The sequence below is a fragment of the Paenibacillus sp. FSL F4-0243 genome, from assembly GCF_037963295.1.
Taxonomy (GTDB): Bacteria; Bacillota; Bacilli; order Paenibacillales; family Paenibacillaceae; genus Paenibacillus_AQ.
This window is the reverse complement of record NZ_CP150151.1, coordinates 5,350,294-5,367,745: the sequence shown is the minus strand read 5'-3', so window position 1 is coordinate 5,367,745 and position 17,452 is coordinate 5,350,294. Positions and strand designations below refer to the sequence as shown.

Sequence of the window (17,452 nt, the reverse complement as noted above, 5' to 3'; positions counted from 1 at the left end):
GATTATCCTGTATGATTATCTTATGATGAAGTGAAATTTCACCAATTTTTAGGAGGCAAGCACTCTATGGAGACCGTGTTTAGCAAAATTATTGAGGGTACTATTCCTTCCAAAAAAGTATTTGAGAACGAACGTATTCTTGCATTCTACGACATCGAGCCGGCTGCACCGGTGCATGTGTTGATCATTCCAAAGAAGTTCATTGCTTCTATGAATGATGTCACACCTGAGGATCTTCCGCTAATTGCAGAAATTCACAGTGTAGCGCAACAGATCGCTATCGACCTTGGGATTGCCGAATCTGGTTATCGTTTGATCAATAATTGTGGTCCAGATAGTGGACAAGCTGTGCCTCATCTTCATTATCACTTGCTTGGTGGGGCCAAGCTGGGAGCTCTTACAGGAAACTCAGCTTCTCACGCATAGTACAATCATTAAATGTTGAAGAACTTGCCAGAAAAAAAGAATAACACGAAGGTTGACACCCTATTTCCGTTTGACCTATAATGGAATTTGATAAACCGTGTTATGCTCTTGGACGGTATGGTCGGAGGGAGGGGAAACTGTGTCTGAAACGAAAGTTCGCAAAAACGAGACAATTGATGCTGCACTTCGTCGCTTTAAACGTTCCATCGCAAAAGATGGTGTCTTGGCTGAGGTGAAGAAACGCAAACATTACGAAAAGCCAAGCGTTAAGAAAAAGCTGAAGTCTGAGGCTGCTCGTAAGAGAAAGTTTTAGGAGGATTACCCACGCATGAATCTTAGCGAGAGATTGAACGAAGATATGAAGCAAGCGATGAAGAGTAAGGACAAGTTCACGCTCTCCACGATTCGAATGGTTCGTTCTACAATAAAGTATCTTGAAATAGATTTGAAGAGAACATTGGACGACAACGAAGTGCTTGATATCCTTAGTCGTGAAATCAAACAGCGCAAAGATGCCCTCCAAGAATTTGAATCAGCGGGTCGCGACGAGCTTGCCGCGAGTACGAAGGCAGAAATCGAGATTATTATTAAGTATCTTCCCGAGCAACTTTCCGAAGAAGAAATTAAAGCAATTGTACAGCAGACCATCCAGGAAACCGGTGCTTCTTCGAAAAGCGAAATGGGTAAGGTCATGAGCGCACTGATGCCTAAGGTCAAAGGTCGCGCCGATGGTAAACTCGTGAACCAAGCGGTTCAGCAATTTCTGCAATAATATAGCGCCAGCACCCCTTGTAAAAGGGGTGCTTTTCTTTGTTTTGAAACGTAATTACGCTTACAACGTAATAAAGTTTATGTGTCCCGGGTCAAGTTGAAGAAGGGAGGTAAAAACATTGAAAAGATTACGGAAAATTATGTTAGCCAGCATTCCAGTTGTTTTACTGCTATTGCTCTTAACGCCGTTTATCCCGAATGTCAGCGCTGATGTAACGGTACCAAAAGCACCAAAGGCTGCGAATGGTGAGATGAAGAAAGGCCCTGTGTTTATTATTCCGGTCGATCAGAAAATTGAAAGAGGTCTGCAAAGCTTTTTGGAAAGAGGCTTTGCCGAAGCTGCTAATTATGGAGCGGTTCTAATTGTACTGGAGGTGGATACACCGGGTGGACTGGTGAGTTCAGCAGAACAGATTGGGACGATGGTAAGAGATAGTGACATACCTACGGCTGCTTTTATTAAAGGTGATGCCGCTTCCGCAGGCAGTTACATAGCACTTAACGCAGGTGCAATCATCATGAAGCCGGGCAGCATGATCGGTTCTGCATCTCTAGTAGATAGTAGCGGCCAGAAAGTAGATGACGCGAAGATGGTCTCCTACTGGAAATCAAAAATGATTGGAGCCGCTGCTCTAAATGAGCGTGATCCTGATATTGCTGCGGGAATGGTCGATAGTAATTTGGTTGTGGATAAGCCAGATCTTGGCGTATCTAAAGCGCAGGGTGAAATTATTGCCTTGTCTAGTGACGAAGCTTTAAAAGCTGGTTATGCTGATCAAATTACAACCACTCCAGAAGAGGCGATTACTTGGTTAGGTTATACTACAGATGACATTTTTCGTGTGGAGCATACGGGTGCCGAGAAAATGTCGCAATTTCTGACGAATCCGATTATTATGACGATTTTGCTATTCATCGGGATCACAGGCATTGTGATTGAGTTGATCGTTCCGGGCTTCGGTGCACCTGGGATTATTGGGACATTAGCCTTTGTTTTATATTTTTTCGGAAATTCTGTAGCAGGGTTTGCCGGATCAGAGACTTGGCTTTTGTTCATAATCGGACTTGTCATGCTTGTGCTGGAGCTATTCGTGCCGAGCTTTGGGATATTGGGGATACTTGGTTCCGTGAGCCTTGTGGCAGGTGTCGTACGCGCAGCATACAGCTTCACACATGCATTGTTTAGTCTCGGTATCGCATTCGCGGCTGCAACAGTAGTCATTGTGATTGTGGCTGTCGCATTTAAAGAACGTGGAATTTGGAATAGGTTTATTTTAAAGGATACGCTCTCTAAAGATCAGGGATTTGTACCTGTTGAAGAAAAGTTAAGCTTAGTTGGAGCTATAGGAAACAGTATTACTCCACTTCGTCCATCCGGAACGGCTATGATTGGCGGCGAGCGAGTAGATGTCGTTACTGAAGGCAGCTTTATTAGCGTTAATGCACCGGTCTCTGTTGTAAAAGTTGAGGGCGGACGGATTGTAGTGAAGGAAATTAAGGAATAAGGTAAAAGATAAAGGGTATGGCGAATAGTAGCTCCACAATAATTTACTGGAGGTTGTAAAGTTATGGAAGCATCTTTAATTACTTTTTTGTTGATTGCGGTAGTCGTAGTCATTTTGTTGAGTGTCTTTTTAAGCTTCTTCCCGGTCATGCTCTGGATTTCTGCATTGGCGTCAGGGGTTAGGATTAGTATTATTACCCTAGTAGCGATGAGACTGCGTCGTGTAACGCCAAGTCGAATCGTTAATCCAATGATTAAAGCGACTAAGGCAGGTCTTGGACTGAATATTAATCAACTGGAGAGCCACTATCTCGCAGGTGGTAACGTAGACCGGGTGGTTAATGCGCTTATTGCAGCACAACGTGCAGATATTCCTTTGGAATTTACACGCGCAGCGGCTATTGATCTTGCAGGACGCGATGTGCTTCAGGCGGTACAAATGAGCGTTAACCCTCGTGTAATTGAAACACCAGTTGTTGCGGCTGTCGCTAAAAACGGGATTGAAGTCAAGGTAAAAGCACGTGTAACTGTACGTGCTAATATCGACCGTCTCGTGGGTGGTGCGGGTGAAGAAACAATCATTGCCCGTGTTGGTGAAGGGATTGTAACGACAGTAGGTTCAAGTGATTCACATAAAGATGTCTTGGAAAACCCGGATTTGATTTCTCGGACGGTATTGTCGAAAGGTCTGGATTCAGGTACTGCTTTTGAGATCCTTTCTATTGATATTGCGGATATCGATGTAGGCAAGAACATCGGTGCGTATCTTCAAACCGAACAAGCAGAAGCGGATAAACGTATTGCACAAGCTAAGGCAGAAGAACGCAGAGCAATGGCTGTCGCTCATGAGCAAGAGATGAAAGCGCGTGTAGTTGAGATGAAGGCGCTTGTTGTGGAAGCTGAATCTCAGGTGCCTATGGCGATGGCTGAGGCACTCAGAAATGGTCAAATCGGTGTGATGGACTACATGAACATCAAAAATATCGAGGCGGATACCCAAATGCGCGGTTCCCTCGGCAAAATGAATGATCAGGACGACAATAACCGTCCTAACAATAATAAATAAAAGGGGATGTGAATCTCCATGAGCTGGATCTATATTGTTGCGGTTATTATCTTCGCGATTGTATCCAATGTGAACAAAGCTACGAAGAACAAACCCAAAGGTACTACACGCGGAGGGATGCCGACCTTTGGTGGAGGAGACGGGAATCCTCTCCACCGTAATAAGGATGTAGACGGGAACAGAGATCAGCCAGAACAGTCTGTTAGCGGGTTTCCTGCTCCTGTTACTACATCCTCCCGTGAGTATGACGCATCACCTGCCTTTCCAGAGCCTGCGTACATCCCGACACCAGATTATTCTACTGGAGAAGGTATGTCTTTGGAGCATGCTGATGACGGAGTTGAGTTACGCACACAAAGAATGCAGGAAGAGGTCCGGCGTCTTCAATCTGCTTTTGATGGAATAGCGGGAGCAGATCCCAGGTCGAAGAAGACGAAGAGTTCATTCCCTGATACAGATGTTCAGTCAAATAGAACAGGGAATAGGGATGAGCTGCGTAATGGTGTGGTTTGGGCGGAGATTCTAGGACCTCCGCGTGCTCGCCAGCCGCATTCCTCCCGAAGATCGTAATTTTCGGTCAAGTAACAATTAAGCCTTAGCTTTCTTATCTTAACGATAGGAAAGCTGAGGCTTTTTTTATGTTTTTTATACCTGAAAGGTGCTCCTTTATGAGTTCTTCTCATAAACAAAAGCGTTGCCGCATAAGGTGTACAGAAGGCAGGAAGGGGGAGCGTCTACTTATGACCCGTATTGGCCGCAGGCTGCGGGGATGGACAAACGGGGTGTTGGATTTACCACAGGACTTACTACAGGAAATGCCCCGGATCACCCTGATCGGCAATAAGGAACTGTATATCGAGAATCATCGCGGCGTGCTGCATTTTTCCTCGGGCCAGCTTAAGCTCGCGTTAGCTAAAGGATCGCTTGAAATCACAGGCGAGGATCTTGTCATTCGCAATATTCTTGGTCAGGAGCTGGCAGTAGAAGGCATTATCGGAGAGATCAGATATAAAGAAAGCGAGGGGAAATCATGAAGGAACCACCTCTTTCATCACTGCGGGGATTCGTTACACTGCATGTGACGGGGCCTCAGGTGGAGAGATTCATTAATGTCATTTCTGAAGCAGGTATAGTGATTTGGGATGTGAGGCCCGCTGAGGGCGGCGCTTCCCTTAAGCTGCTTCTGAATGATTTTTATGTCCTCCGTCCGATTTTAAAGAAGACAGGCTGTCGGATGCATGTTACAGGAAGAAGCGGACTGCCTTTTTTGATGGCGCGGCTTTGGAAACGTAAATTTTTTGGCATGGGAATATTGATATTCGGGATTATGCTCTTTATGTTATCTACGATGGTATGGAGCATTAGAGTCGAGGGGAATGAAAAAATTGCCTCCGAGGATATATTGGCAGCTGCTCGCCAGGAGGGGGTGTATCCTTTTCAATGGATATGGCGTCTGGATGAGCCGGACAAGCTCTCTAAGGGGCTCCTGGCCCAATTACCCGGCGTTTCATGGATAGGGGTGCAGCGGACGGGGACGAGCATTAAAATTCAGGTGGTAGAATCTAAACAGCCGGATATCAAACCTCTGCTTAGTCAGAGGCATTTGATTAGCAGAACAGATGCGGTGGTAACTGAAATATATGCGGAGCAGGGCAGACCGGTTGTAGCGCGTAACTCACGGGTTAAAAAAGGGGATATCCTGATCTCGGGTGCTTTAGGCGACGAAGAGAATGTACAGTACGTGGTGGCTAAAGGTGAGGTTAAGGGTCTAGTGTGGCATGAATACAATATAGAGGTGCCTCTTACAACAACAAATAGCTCATATACAGGGGAGCGTAAGGACCGAACCTATCTGGTGCTTGGTAAATGGGCTATCCAGCTATGGGGTTATGGCGATTCTCCTTTTGAGAAATCACGAACACTTACTGAGCATGATCCGCTGTCCTGGCGGTCCATTAAGCTGCCGCTGGGCCTAATGACTGAGAAAGAAATGGAGATTAGTGAAACAAGTGAGACATTAACTCCAGAGGCTGGATTTGAAAAGGGAATAGAGCGAGCGAAGAATGATATTTTGGCACGTTATGGCGTTGATAGCGTCATCAAAAGTCAAAAAGTTTTGCATGAGAAGAAAGAGAATGGTAAAGTTTATATGAAAGTGATCTTTGAAGTAGAAGAAAAAATTTCCGAAGAACTGCCAATAGTAAACAATTGAGGAGAATGAGGCTACTTGTCAGAACAGACTGCAAGCATTCGTATTACTTTGCAAAATGCGGGAGAAGCGCAATCGCTGTTCGGCCCGCAAGATGGATTCCTAAAAATCATCGAGAGTGAAATTCCTGCTATTATTGATTCCCGTGAAGCAGAGTTAACGATACGTGGTGCGGAGCGGGAAGTAGACATGCTGGGACAATTGTTTAATGTGTTGCTGTCCCTCATTCGGAGCGGTTACATACTTACTGAACGTGATGTGCAGTACGCTGTGGAGCTGGCGAAAGACTTTCGAGTCGATCAATTGCTCGATTTGTTCAAGGGAGAAATTACAACAACTTTTCGTGGAAAGCCTATCCGTGTCAAAACGATTGGCCAGAAGCATTATGTGACAACGATCAAGAAGCGTGATATTGTATTCGGAATCGGTCCTGCAGGAACGGGTAAGACCTACTTGGCGGTAGTGCTTGCAGTTACGGCACTTAAAGAAGGTTCTGTTAAGCGTATCATTCTTACGCGCCCAGCAGTAGAAGCAGGAGAGAGTCTAGGGTTCCTCCCAGGGGATTTGCAAGAAAAGGTAGATCCATACCTCCGTCCGTTATATGATGCCTTATACGACGTTATGGGGCCCGATCAGGTGGCTAAGGCACTTGAACGGGGGTTGATTGAAATTGCTCCGCTCGCTTATATGCGTGGTCGTACGCTGGATGATTCATTTATTATTTTGGATGAAGCCCAGAATACAACGCCTGAGCAAATGAAAATGTTTTTGACTCGACTCGGCTTCGGGTCCAAAATGGTGATTACGGGTGACGTTACCCAGATTGACCTGCCTCGCGGCAAGAAATCCGGTTTGATTGAGGCTAAAGCGATTTTATCCGGCATAGAAGAACTCGGTTTTGTTTATTTTGCGGAGCAGGATGTAGTACGGCATTCCCTGGTGCAGAAAATTATCGTTGCCTATGACCGCTCTGCCGAAAACCTCCAATAAAGGGGATTGTCTTCATGGCTTCAAAGCAACCATCTAAATTAAGCGGATTTGTATATACGAACAACGGATGGAAGTATAGCGCGGCGACACGCTATGCTCTTTTCCTGTTACTCGGACTTGTGTTCTACTTCAGTCTGTCGCCCGATCTACTGCCTAAGCGGTACGATATTAAAGAGAATACGCTCAGCGCGAAGGAGATAACAGCGCCTAAGCAAATTTTGGACAAGAAGGCAACACTAAAGGCAGCGGAAGAAGCAGCCGAAGGTGTATCTCCTAAGTATAAAATTATCCCGATGCGGGCCGATAATCTTGTGACATCACTGCTGGACCGGATTGATCGCCTGAATCAGGATGACCTGATTTCGCAAAGTGATAAAACTGAAATTTATCGTGATGAAATCCCGCAGAGAGCCAGTGATTTTATTTTGAATTTCATAGCCTCAAATCGGGGCGGAGGCACTTATTCCGATCATCTTTTGGAAGAAATGCAATCTGTCATAAAAGAGCAGACCTATGTCATTCCAGATGAAACTTACATTAAGATTCCGCGACTGACCTCTCAGGACATTATCGAAATGAAGCCTGTCGCTCGTGATATTGTGACTAGGCTGATGAACGATCAAATCACGGACGCCCAGACTGCGCGCGCCAAAGTGGCGGAGCAGGTCAGTATCAGCTCTCTGAGTCAGCGTACGGCGCGTGAGGTTGTGCAAGAGTTAGTCCGGCTCGTTATTACAAGCAATAAGTTCTATGACGAAGATGCAACGAAGGAAGCGAAGGTACAGGCTCGTGAGAACACACCTGATGTGTTTATTGAGCAAGGGGACGTTCTTGTCGCTAAAGGGCAAAAAATCACCCCTGAGCTGTACGCCCTTTTGGATGAGAATGGCTTGCTAAGCAATGAGGTCAACTATTGGCCTCAAGTTGGATTGTTATTACTTGCTACCATGCTATCTGCAGGTCTGATGGTGTTTATCCGTTACTCTGGCGGAACTGCGGGCTTCAAGTATAATAATTCCCAGTTATTAATGCTGGTGCTTGTGTTTGTTATTACGATCATCTCCATGCGATTGACCGCAATTTTGCAGACGGATGTCCATTCCTATCTCGGGTATCTGGCACCGGTAGCTATCGGCGCTATGCTGATCACGATGCTTCTGGATATGACATTAGCGTATTTCTGTTCAATTCTGATCAGTATACTCGCCAGTATCATTTTGAATGTTCAGCAGAATTCGGTGTTTGATTTTACCTTTGGCTTCTTTTCAATTGTTGTTTGTTATGTAGCTATTTTTGCCACTCATCGTGCAGGCCAGCGTTCCACATTATTAAAAGGCGGGATTATGGTATCCCTTTTTGGCTGTGTGACCGTCTTTATGCTGACCCTCTTAGCTGGTGGTGAATGGAAAGATGTAAGCACGCTGTATGCCGTTGGTTTTGCTTTTGCGAGTGGACTTTTGACTGCAGTGCTTGTGATTGGTCTGATGCCTTTCTTTGAAGCTACCTTTGGCATTCTATCTGCCTTGAAGCTGGTAGAGTTGTCTAATCCGAACCATCCCTTATTGCGCAAGCTTCTTACGGAAACACCAGGAACCTACCACCATAGCGTAATGGTAGGTAACCTGTCAGAAGCGGCCGCAGAAGCGATTGGAGCAGATGGCTTATTGTGCCGGGTAGGATCGTATTATCATGATATTGGTAAAACAAAACGTCCGTTTTATTTTATTGAAAATCAGAATAATATGGAAAACCCACATGACTCTATTGAACCGAAGCTTAGTAAATCTATCATTGTAGCTCACGCCCGCGATGGGGTGGAAATGCAACGAGAATATAAGCTGCCCAAACCGATTCGTGATATAGCTGAGCAGCATCATGGGACGACGTTCCTGCATTATTTTTACCATAAAGCCCTGAAGCTAGCGGAAGAAAAAGGTGTAGAGCCTGATTTTACCGAGGAAGATTTCCGTTATCCTGGCCCTAAAGCCCAGTCGAAGGAATCGGCTGTTGTAGGAATTGCCGACAGTGTTGAAGCTGCGGTGCGATCCTTGCGCAAACCAACCGTCCTTCAGGTGGAAACGATGATTGAGAAGATTATTAAAAGTCGACTGGATGATCATCAGTTTGACGAATGTGATTTAACGATTAAAGAATTGGACATTATTGCACGGACGCTGAAAGAAACGGTCATGGGGATTTTCCATTCACGGATCGAATACCCAGAAGATGTGCGTAAGCCGAAAAAAGAGGAAGGGGCAGCTAACCCATGAGTTTGGAGATCGTTTGGGATAACGAGCAAGAAGAATACGAGATAATGGACGATCTCATAGCACTGCTGGAGAGCATTTTGCAAAAAGCAGGTGAAGCGGAAGGGATCGATCAGGGAGAGGTTGCGCTTACTTTTGTCGATAACACTCGTATTCATGAGTTGAACTTGGAATACCGGGGAATTGACCGTCCGACGGATGTACTTTCTTTTGCGATGAATGAAAGCGGAGAGGACGAGCTGGACATTATATACGAAGTAGAAGAAGGCGAAGCGCTGGAAGATGTTCCGGATGTACTGGGAGATATCATCATTTCCGTAACTCGTGCTCAGGAGCAAGCGCAGGAATATGGTCATTCGCTGGAGCGTGAGCTTGGTTTCCTCTTTGTGCACGGGTTTCTGCATTTGTTAGGATATGATCATCAGGATGAAGCTTCAGAGGCTGAAATGATGTCTAAGCAAGAGAAAGTACTAGCTCAGGTTGGGTTGACTCGCTAATGGTGAAGAACACGGCGGTAGGACATAAGAAGTTCTGGCACTCTTTTCGGTTTGCATCGCAAGGCATCGTGTCGGCATTCAAATCCGAGCTTAACATGAAGGTGCATTGCTGTTTGGCTGTGGTTGTACTTGTTGCCGCTGCCGTGTTCAGACTTCCGCTGGTCAGTTGGATGTTGCTGCTCTTCTCCATCACGCTTGTCTTAACCGCCGAGTTGCTCAATACAGCAATTGAAGCGACGGTAGACCTGATCTCGCCGGAGATTCACCCACTGGCTAAGAGGGCAAAAGATACCGCCGCAGGAGCTGTGCTTCTTACGGCGGTGTTTGCTGTCTTAGTCGGGGTCTATGTTTTTTACCACCCGGTGATGGACTGGATTACCGGACTTATGTCATAATCAGGTTACAATTCAATTCAGGGGAGAGGCGGACCCGCGTTTTGCGATTCCGCCTCTTTGGCTACTGGATGTTTAGGATGCGAGTTTTGTACGAAGAAAATTCAATGAAGTAATGCTAACAAAACTAAGTGGATGCTTTCGAAGCAAGTTTTGTACGAAGCAAATCAGTGAAGTAATGCTAACAAAACTTTAGGAGGACCCAAATATGGATTCCGCTCTTCTTATGCAAGAAGCGATTAAAGCACGTGCTAAGGCATATATTCCTTACTCCCGATTCGGAGTTGGAGCCGCCCTCCTTGATCAGGATGGTCATATTCATCACGGATGTAATGTAGAAAATGCTGCTTTTGGCCCAACCAATTGTGCAGAGCGGACTGCGTTATTCCGTGCCATTGCCGACGGTCATGCTATCGGTTCTTTCAAGGCAATTGCCGTTGTTGCCGATTCCGATGGCCCCGTATCTCCTTGTGGTGTATGCCGCCAAGTTCTGATTGAGTTGTGTTCACCAGACATGAAGGTTATCCTTGGAAACATGAAGGGCGATATTGTTGAGACCACGGTGGGAGAATTACTTCCCGGCGCTTTTGGTCCCGTAGATCTGAAGCAAGGACAAGCTCCAGAATAAAATGAGGGTTTGATTTAATGCCTGTTTAAAGGCGAATCAGGTATAGTTAGACGAAGGTTGCTACTTTAATTGCACAATGTACAGTTAAATGCTACTCTTTCGCACAAAAATGAAATTAGTTGCAGATAGTGCAATTAAATTTATGATATAGTCTATATTTGGCTCTTAAGACAGGATTTAATTGCACAGAATACAACTAAAACACCAAAACATAAATTCAAACTCAAATTAGTTGTACAAAGTACAATTAAAATTGTGCAGTCATCATCAATTAAGCTAGAATGATGCAAATTATGTGTTGTTAGAGTAACATTACGAGGTGAGCGCCGCGGCGAAGCCGCTAGCGATTCTTTGCACATCGTAACTTGAAACCCTGCCTGTAAGCTGCATCTCAGTAATCTTTATCCATGGTGAGCTTAATGCGAACCGTGTGAATAAGCGACAGTGAAGCGTGTCCCCGATAGGGGACGAAAGCGCTCATGCACGACCGTTTCTAATCCCGCCGAACGTTGCAGGTACGCCTATTTCCGGGTGTCCAGAGGGCCGGGGCCCCTGGGGTCCCCCTTGGCTAAGGGGGATTTAGGGGGATCGAAAAAGCTTTAAAAAAGATTGAATGATTGAAAAAGATTGAACTAGAAGGAAAGTATGGAAGGAAGATAATATGAAATTCAAATCAGGCTTTGTCGCAATTATCGGCAGACCGAACGTAGGCAAATCGACACTCATGAACCAGGTTATTGGACAGAAGATTGCAATCATGTCGGATAAGCCACAGACCACTAGAAACAAAATCCATGGGGTCTATACAACGAATAATTCGCAAATCGTGTTCCTGGACACACCAGGTATTCATAAAAGACAGTCCAAGCTAGGCGACTACATGAACCAAACTGCAATGAGCACGCTGGGTGAAGTTGAGGCTGTGCTGTTCCTTGTGGATGCTGCAGATGGTTTGGGCGGTGGAGACCGATACATTGCTGAGCAATTAAACGGACTTAAGACGCCAGTTATTCTTGTACTCAACAAGATCGATAAAATAGAGCCGGAAGCATTGCTCCCACTTATGGCTCAGTATAACAAGCTGCATAACTTTGCTGAAATCATTCCAATTTCTGCCAAGATGGGTAGCAATGTTAACACGCTGTTAGAGCAAGTCGCTAAGTATTTACCAGAAGGTCCGCAATACTACCCAGAAGATCAAATTACGGATCACCCTGAGCAATTTGTGTGCGCAGAACTAATTCGTGAGAAGATTCTGCATTTGACGCGCGAAGAAGTACCGCATTCCATTGCTGTGGCTATCGAAGATATGAGGGTTGAGCCGAATGGTGTTGTGCATGTGTCTGCCGTTATTTTTGTTGAACGTGATTCTCAGAAGGGGATCATTATTGGTAAGCAAGGTGCGCTGCTGAAAGAGGTTGGCAGACGTGCTCGGACTGACATTGAGAACCTTTTGGGTTCGAAGATTTTTCTGGAGCTATGGGTAAAAGTGAAAAAAGACTGGCGTAATCAGGACCGCGTTCTGCGGGATTTGGGCTTCCATAAAGACCTTTAAGATCTTTATCCGTCATTCCTCGTTTGGCAGGAATTGCAAGGATAGAACCTGGCTCATCGCACATCCTAATTCTTGAAGAGACATCGTCTTTCCCAAGAAAGGATGAATACGAATGCGAAACTTTTCGTGGAAGTATTTTGCAATGACAGGAGACGTCGATGCTTACCTGCTATACAAGGAAGCTGGCTATCCACTTGAAGACAGTGGATTACAGCTAGTGGAAGAAGAGAAGGTCTGTGATGAAGAAGCGCAATAAGGACTGGTTGCTTGCCGAATGGTTGGGGGAAGAGGCATGCTACACAGGGTGGAAGGGATCGTCATCCGCAGCATGGACTACGGCGAGGGGAACGCAATTATTACGCTTTGCACCGAGAACGCCGGGAAAGTAGGAATTCTGGTACGAGGTGCTAAGAAGGTTAAGAGCCGCCATGCTGCCCTGATCCAGCTGTTCACCGTCGGGGAATTTGTTTTTTTTAGAAATAACGGAGGTCTTGGAACGCTGAATTCCGGCGAGATCACGAAGTCTCACCACCCTCTGCGTGAGGATTTGATTAAAGCAGCATATGCATCATACGCTTGTGAACTGCTTGATAAAGTCCTGCATGATGAGGAGACGGGGAGCTTCTGGTTTCGCCAGCTTACGGCCTGCTTGAACGCACTTGAAGAAGATAAGGAACCTGGAGTTATCATAAATGTTTATGAAATGAAGATTTTGCAAGCAGCCGGTTATGGTCCAGAGTTCGACACCTGTGTGATATGTGGAGCAGAAAAGCCTGATGAACAACTGCTGATAAGCCCTCGCCTTGGTGGAGCACTCTGCCGCAGCTGTAAACATAATGATCCTCCAGCAATGGAGGTCTCTGCTCGTGCGTTGAAATTACTACGCTTATTCGCCAGACTTGATCTAACTAGATTAGGGAATGTGGATGTCAAAGAAAGCAGCCGTGATGAGCTAAAAAAAATTATGCGTGCCTTTATGGATGTGCAGCTTGGATTAAAGCTAAAATCACAGAATTTCCTGGATCAGCTCGACAAGTACAAGATTTGACGAAATCTGATTTTTCCGTTACTATAGGAACAGTTTAATTATAAGATTATCGCCGTTTTGCTCCACTTCGGGAGAACGTGCATTGATCGGGAAAGTAATGAGCGATATTGTCGCGATTCAGCGAGCTGGGGGTAGTGAGAGCCTGGCGGGACAATGTTCATGAACATGGCACCCGGGAGTACGGATATGGCGAATGAAAGTGGATTTCGTTCTTGTCTTTAGCAAGTGATATTGCTGAATCAAGGAATGGAATCAAGTAGGGTGGAACCGCGGGAGAATAAGTTAAGCTCTCGTCCCTATGTCTGTTAATCAGGCATGGGGGCGGGGGTTTTTTGTTGCTGTCAGGAGCGAAAAATGCCGCCTCCATGGTAAGAAGTTTTAAGCAAGATGAACTAAAAAACTTGTAAAGCGAAGGAGACGGTATTATGAACTTTCAGCAGATGATTTTGACGCTGCAGCAGTTCTGGGCTGAACAGAACTGTATTATCGTACAGCCTTATGACACTGAAAAAGGCGCCGGCACGATGAACCCTATGACATTTTTACGCTCACTAGGTCCTGAACCATGGAGAGTTGCGTACGTAGAGCCTTCACGTCGCCCATCCGATGGACGTTATGGGGAGAATCCGAACCGTCTGTATCAGCATCATCAATTTCAAGTCATTATCAAACCATCGCCTGATAACATTCAAGAGATTTACTTGGATAGTTTGAAAGCACTCGGCATTGATCCGCTCTTGCATGATATCCGTTTTGTTGAGGATAACTGGGAGAACCCTTCACTGGGTTGTGCAGGTCTAGGATGGGAAGTATGGCTAGATGGTATGGAAATCACTCAGTTTACGTACTTCCAACAGGTCGGTGGAATTGAGGCCAATCCAGTTGCCGTAGAAATTACTTACGGAATGGAGCGGCTAGCATCCTACATTCAAGATAAAGAAAATGTATTTGATCTTGAATGGGTTAGCGGCATGACTTATGGTGATGTTTTTCATCAACCGGAGTTTGAACATTCTACTTACACCTTTGAAGTATCTGATGTAAAAATGCTATTTTCACTGTTCAACATGTACGAAGAAGAAGCGCGTAGAGCGATGGAGCAGCATCTTGTGTTCCCTGCCTATGATTACGTGTTGAAATGCTCACATAGCTTTAATCTGCTGGATGCACGTGGAGCCATCAGTGTTACTGAACGGACTGGATTTATTACCCGAGTGCGTAATCTTGCCCGCTCTGTAGCGGCAACATATCTTGAGGAACGCGAGAAGCTTGGCTTCCCGCTGCTGAAGAAAGAAGGTGCTGACCGTGTCTAAAGATATCCTGTTTGAGATCGGTCTGGAGGAAATTCCTGCACGTTTTATCCGCGCTGCGATGGAACAGCTGCAAGATAGAACATCCAAGTGGTTGGATTCTGCACGGATTACCCATGCTGGAGTTACTGCTTATGCAACGCCACGTCGTCTCGCTGTTTTTGTTAAGGATGCGGCTGAGAAGCAAGAGGATATCAGCGAAGAAGTCAAAGGACCATCACGCAAAATCGCACTGGATGCAAACGGAGACTGGAGCAAAGCTGCTTTAGGATTTGCCCGTAGTCAGGGTGTATCTCCGGAGCAATTTACGTTCAAAGAGTTAGCTGGAGTAGAGTATATATATGCTACTAGAAATAGTGCTGGGGTAGAGACAGCTTCGCTTCTTTCAGAAGGGCTTTTAGGGATTGTAAATGCGATGACTTTTCCGAAAAACATGCGTTGGGGAGCTTACGATTTTAAATTCGTGCGTCCGATTCGCTGGTTAGTTGCTCTTTTCGGGAAAGATATTATTGATTTGGAAATTACGGATGTAAAAGCGGGTAATGTGAGCCGTGGACATCGTTTTCTGGGTACAGAGACTGTAATTTCGGAGCCTGCACAATATGTTGAGAGCATGCGTGCGCAGCATGTCCTTGTAGACGTGAAGGAACGGGAAGAATTGATCCTGAAACAAATCAATCAATTGGCTGAAGAAAAAAGCTGGACGATTGCGATCAAAGAGGATCTTTTGGAGGAAGTACTGTTCCTAGTTGAAACACCAACCGTGTTGTTCGGAACCTTCGACCCATCTTTCTTGAACATTCCACAGGATGTGCTGATTACTTCGATGCGTGAGCATCAGCGGTATTTCCCGGTATTTGATGCAGCGGGCAAACTTCTGCCTTTCTTCGTAACGGTGCGTAACGGGAATGCAGTATCTTTGGATGTTATTGCTAAGGGTAATGAGAAGGTACTCCGTGCTCGTCTATCAGATGCCAAATTCTTCTATCAAGAAGATCAAAAGATGAAGATTGATGATGCACTAGCCAAATTGGAGAATATCGTCTACCATGAAGAGCTTGGCAGTGTTGGAGATAAAGTGCGTCGTATTCGCCAAATCTCCGATCGTCTTGCTGTAAAGTTGGGATTGTCTGATATAACCCTTTCTGAAGTAAGTCGGACTGCTGATATTTGCAAATTCGACCTTGTGACTCAAATGGTTTATGAATTCCCAGAACTTCAAGGCACCATGGGTGAAGATTATGCACGCAAAGCAGGAGAACCTGAAACTGTGGCAAAAGCAATCTTCGAGCATTATCAGCCAAGGTTCGCGGGTGATGCAGTACCATCGACGGATGCCGGTTCAGTTGTCAGCATTGCGGACAAGATCGATACGATTGTAGGTTGCTTCTCTATCGGTATTATCCCAACAGGCTCTCAGGATCCTTACGCACTGCGTCGCCAGGCTGCAGGGATTGTTCAAATCGTGCTGGAGCATAAATTGCCGATTACGCTGCGCGAGATTTTTGAAGCAGCGATTGAAATTCATAAAAATTCAGGGAATTCGAAACATTCTGACGATGAACTACGTATAAACCTGTACGAGTTCTTCGGTCTGCGTGTTAAACGACTTTTATCCGACAATGTACGCTATGATGTTGTGGACGCTGTTACAGCAGCTGGCTTTGACAACGTGGTAGATGTTGTGGGCAGAAGCCGTGCGCTTATGGGTACTGTGTTAGACCAAGCAGACTTTAAAATTACAGTAGATTCACTCACTCGTGTCAGTAATTTGGCAGCTAAAGCAACCAGTGAAGTGATTGATCCTTCTTTACTTAAAGAAGATGCTGAGCTGAAGCTGTACAATACATGGCAGGAATTACACACACCGTATCTTGAAGCGATGTCCGCGAATAATGCCGAAGAAGCACTCCGTATTCTCTCGGGTCTAAAAGATGCTGTTACAGCATTTTTCGATTCCGTTATGGTTATGGCAGAGGATGAGCAGGTACGTGCTAACCGTTTAGCTTTGCTAGCTGGTATTGATGCTGACTCCAAGGCGTTTGCTGATTTTGGCAAGCTCGTTTGGTAAACGACTTAGCACCGAAGTTCCCGGCTGAATTCAAGATTCGACATTTGATTAAAGGACAGCTTTTTGAACAACATCTATAAGAAAAGTTTGTGTCTTATGGTATAGAATGTTGGTTTGGGGTATAAATATACGGAACGGTGCCAATGCGTCATTTGACATCCGTTCCGTATTTATGCATAGAAAGAAGGATTTCTTGCGGTAAGGGCGTATATATATTACACAGGAAATTGGTGATGATCATGGAGAAGAAGTCCCGGTCTAGAACTATAGTCGTGGATGGGGATGCTTGTCCGGTCAAAAAAGAGATTGCTGAAGTTGGCCGCGCCTTTGGTGTGCCGGTACTGATGGTATCTTCTTATGACCATGCACTGAAAGCTGAAGAGGGTGTAACGGTTGTGCAGGTGGACCGGGGAGATCAGAGCGCCGATCTATATATTGCCAATCATATTTCTGCTGGAGATGTGGTATTGACTGGGGACTATGGTCTCGCAGCACTTGCGCTCGGGAAACGTTGCAGTGTTCTTTCTTTTCGTGGCCAGGAATATGACGATTCCAAAATGGATTTTATGTTGGAAGGCAGGCATGCCAGGGCCGTGGAACGAAGACGGGGACATTATTCTAAGGGTCCAAAACCTATAACGGCAGAAGAAAAAATATATTTTCAACATAAAATGACAAAACTTTTAATACTTTTGCAGGAGAATGTGGAGCAATAGCG

The 17,452-nt window shown here is 45.4% G+C and carries 19 protein-coding genes; all 19 read left to right on the top strand.

The features are described from left to right. The first annotated feature begins 66 nt into the window (after positions 1-66). Positions 67-426 (top strand): histidine triad nucleotide-binding protein, encoded by a 360-nt coding sequence (locus NSS87_RS23960; RefSeq protein WP_042130338.1) that lies wholly within the window; start codon positions 67-69, stop codon positions 424-426. Between the two features lie 139 nt (positions 427-565). Continuing rightward, positions 566-739, top strand: a complete 174-nt coding sequence (gene rpsU, locus NSS87_RS23955; protein WP_036657994.1) for a 30S ribosomal protein S21 — start codon at positions 566-568, stop codon at positions 737-739. A gap of 15 nt (positions 740-754) precedes the next feature. Then, positions 755-1,198: a GatB/YqeY domain-containing protein gene (locus NSS87_RS23950; RefSeq protein ID WP_042190953.1), complete on the top strand. Its 444-nt coding sequence runs from the start codon at positions 755-757 to the stop codon at positions 1,196-1,198. Positions 1,199-1,316: 118 nt separating this feature from the next. Then, entirely contained in the window at positions 1,317-2,702 is a 1,386-nt protein-coding gene (locus tag NSS87_RS23945; protein ID WP_262495769.1) for an NfeD family protein, read from the top strand. Between the two features lie 63 nt (positions 2,703-2,765). Continuing rightward, the gene (gene floA / locus NSS87_RS23940) at positions 2,766-3,767 is read left to right on the top strand and encodes a flotillin-like protein FloA (RefSeq protein WP_042190951.1); all 1,002 of its coding nucleotides are present in this window, start codon (positions 2,766-2,768) and stop codon (positions 3,765-3,767) included. Between the two features lie 18 nt (positions 3,768-3,785). After that, positions 3,786-4,337 (top strand): hypothetical protein, encoded by a 552-nt coding sequence (locus tag NSS87_RS23935; protein ID WP_339243185.1) that lies wholly within the window; start codon positions 3,786-3,788, stop codon positions 4,335-4,337. 170 nt (positions 4,338-4,507) lie between these two features. Beyond that, the gene (gene yqfC / locus NSS87_RS23930; RefSeq protein ID WP_060621997.1) at positions 4,508-4,801 is read left to right on the top strand and encodes a sporulation protein YqfC; all 294 of its coding nucleotides are present in this window, start codon (positions 4,508-4,510) and stop codon (positions 4,799-4,801) included. Further along, positions 4,798-5,979 (top strand): sporulation protein YqfD, encoded by a 1,182-nt coding sequence (yqfD, locus tag NSS87_RS23925; protein ID WP_042190946.1) that lies wholly within the window; start codon positions 4,798-4,800, stop codon positions 5,977-5,979. Before yqfC ends, yqfD begins: the two co-directional genes overlap by 4 nt. Positions 5,980-5,994: 15 nt before the next feature. Then, entirely contained in the window at positions 5,995-6,966 is a 972-nt protein-coding gene (locus NSS87_RS23920) for a PhoH family protein (RefSeq protein ID WP_042190944.1), read from the top strand. Between the two features lie 14 nt (positions 6,967-6,980). After that, positions 6,981-9,236, top strand: coding sequence for an HDIG domain-containing metalloprotein (locus NSS87_RS23915; protein ID WP_339243181.1), 2,256 nt, complete (start codon positions 6,981-6,983; stop codon positions 9,234-9,236). After that, positions 9,233-9,730: an rRNA maturation RNase YbeY gene (gene ybeY / locus NSS87_RS23910; protein ID WP_339243179.1), complete on the top strand. Its 498-nt coding sequence runs from the start codon at positions 9,233-9,235 to the stop codon at positions 9,728-9,730. Before NSS87_RS23915 ends, ybeY begins: the two co-directional genes overlap by 4 nt. Next, positions 9,730-10,125 carry a diacylglycerol kinase family protein gene (locus NSS87_RS23905; RefSeq protein WP_339243177.1) on the top strand — a complete coding sequence of 132 codons (396 nt, stop codon included), beginning with the start codon at positions 9,730-9,732 and terminating at the stop codon, positions 10,123-10,125. Before ybeY ends, NSS87_RS23905 begins: the two co-directional genes overlap by 1 nt. A 205-nt stretch (positions 10,126-10,330) precedes the next feature. Then, on the top strand, positions 10,331-10,750 hold the full coding sequence (locus tag NSS87_RS23900) for a cytidine deaminase (RefSeq protein ID WP_149647613.1): 420 nt from the start codon (positions 10,331-10,333) through the stop codon (positions 10,748-10,750). 661 nt (positions 10,751-11,411) lie between these two features. Next, on the top strand, positions 11,412-12,305 hold the full coding sequence (gene era / locus NSS87_RS23895; protein WP_042190933.1) for a GTPase Era: 894 nt from the start codon (positions 11,412-11,414) through the stop codon (positions 12,303-12,305). Positions 12,306-12,417: 112 nt separating this feature from the next. Next, positions 12,418-12,561 (top strand): YqzL family protein, encoded by a 144-nt coding sequence (locus tag NSS87_RS23890; protein ID WP_076117313.1) that lies wholly within the window; start codon positions 12,418-12,420, stop codon positions 12,559-12,561. A gap of 36 nt (positions 12,562-12,597) precedes the next feature. Beyond that, positions 12,598-13,353 (top strand): DNA repair protein RecO, encoded by a 756-nt coding sequence (gene recO, locus NSS87_RS23885; protein WP_339243171.1) that lies wholly within the window; start codon positions 12,598-12,600, stop codon positions 13,351-13,353. Between the two features lie 425 nt (positions 13,354-13,778). Further along, entirely contained in the window at positions 13,779-14,666 is an 888-nt protein-coding gene (gene glyQ, locus NSS87_RS23880; RefSeq protein ID WP_042130314.1) for a glycine--tRNA ligase subunit alpha, read from the top strand. Next, entirely contained in the window at positions 14,659-16,734 is a 2,076-nt protein-coding gene (gene glyS / locus NSS87_RS23875; protein ID WP_339243168.1) for a glycine--tRNA ligase subunit beta, read from the top strand. The genes glyQ and glyS overlap by 8 nt, the downstream gene beginning before the upstream one ends. Positions 16,735-16,967: 233 nt before the next feature. Beyond that, entirely contained in the window at positions 16,968-17,450 is a 483-nt protein-coding gene (locus tag NSS87_RS23870) for a DUF188 domain-containing protein (RefSeq protein WP_339243166.1), read from the top strand. Positions 17,451-17,452 lie beyond the last annotated feature (2 nt).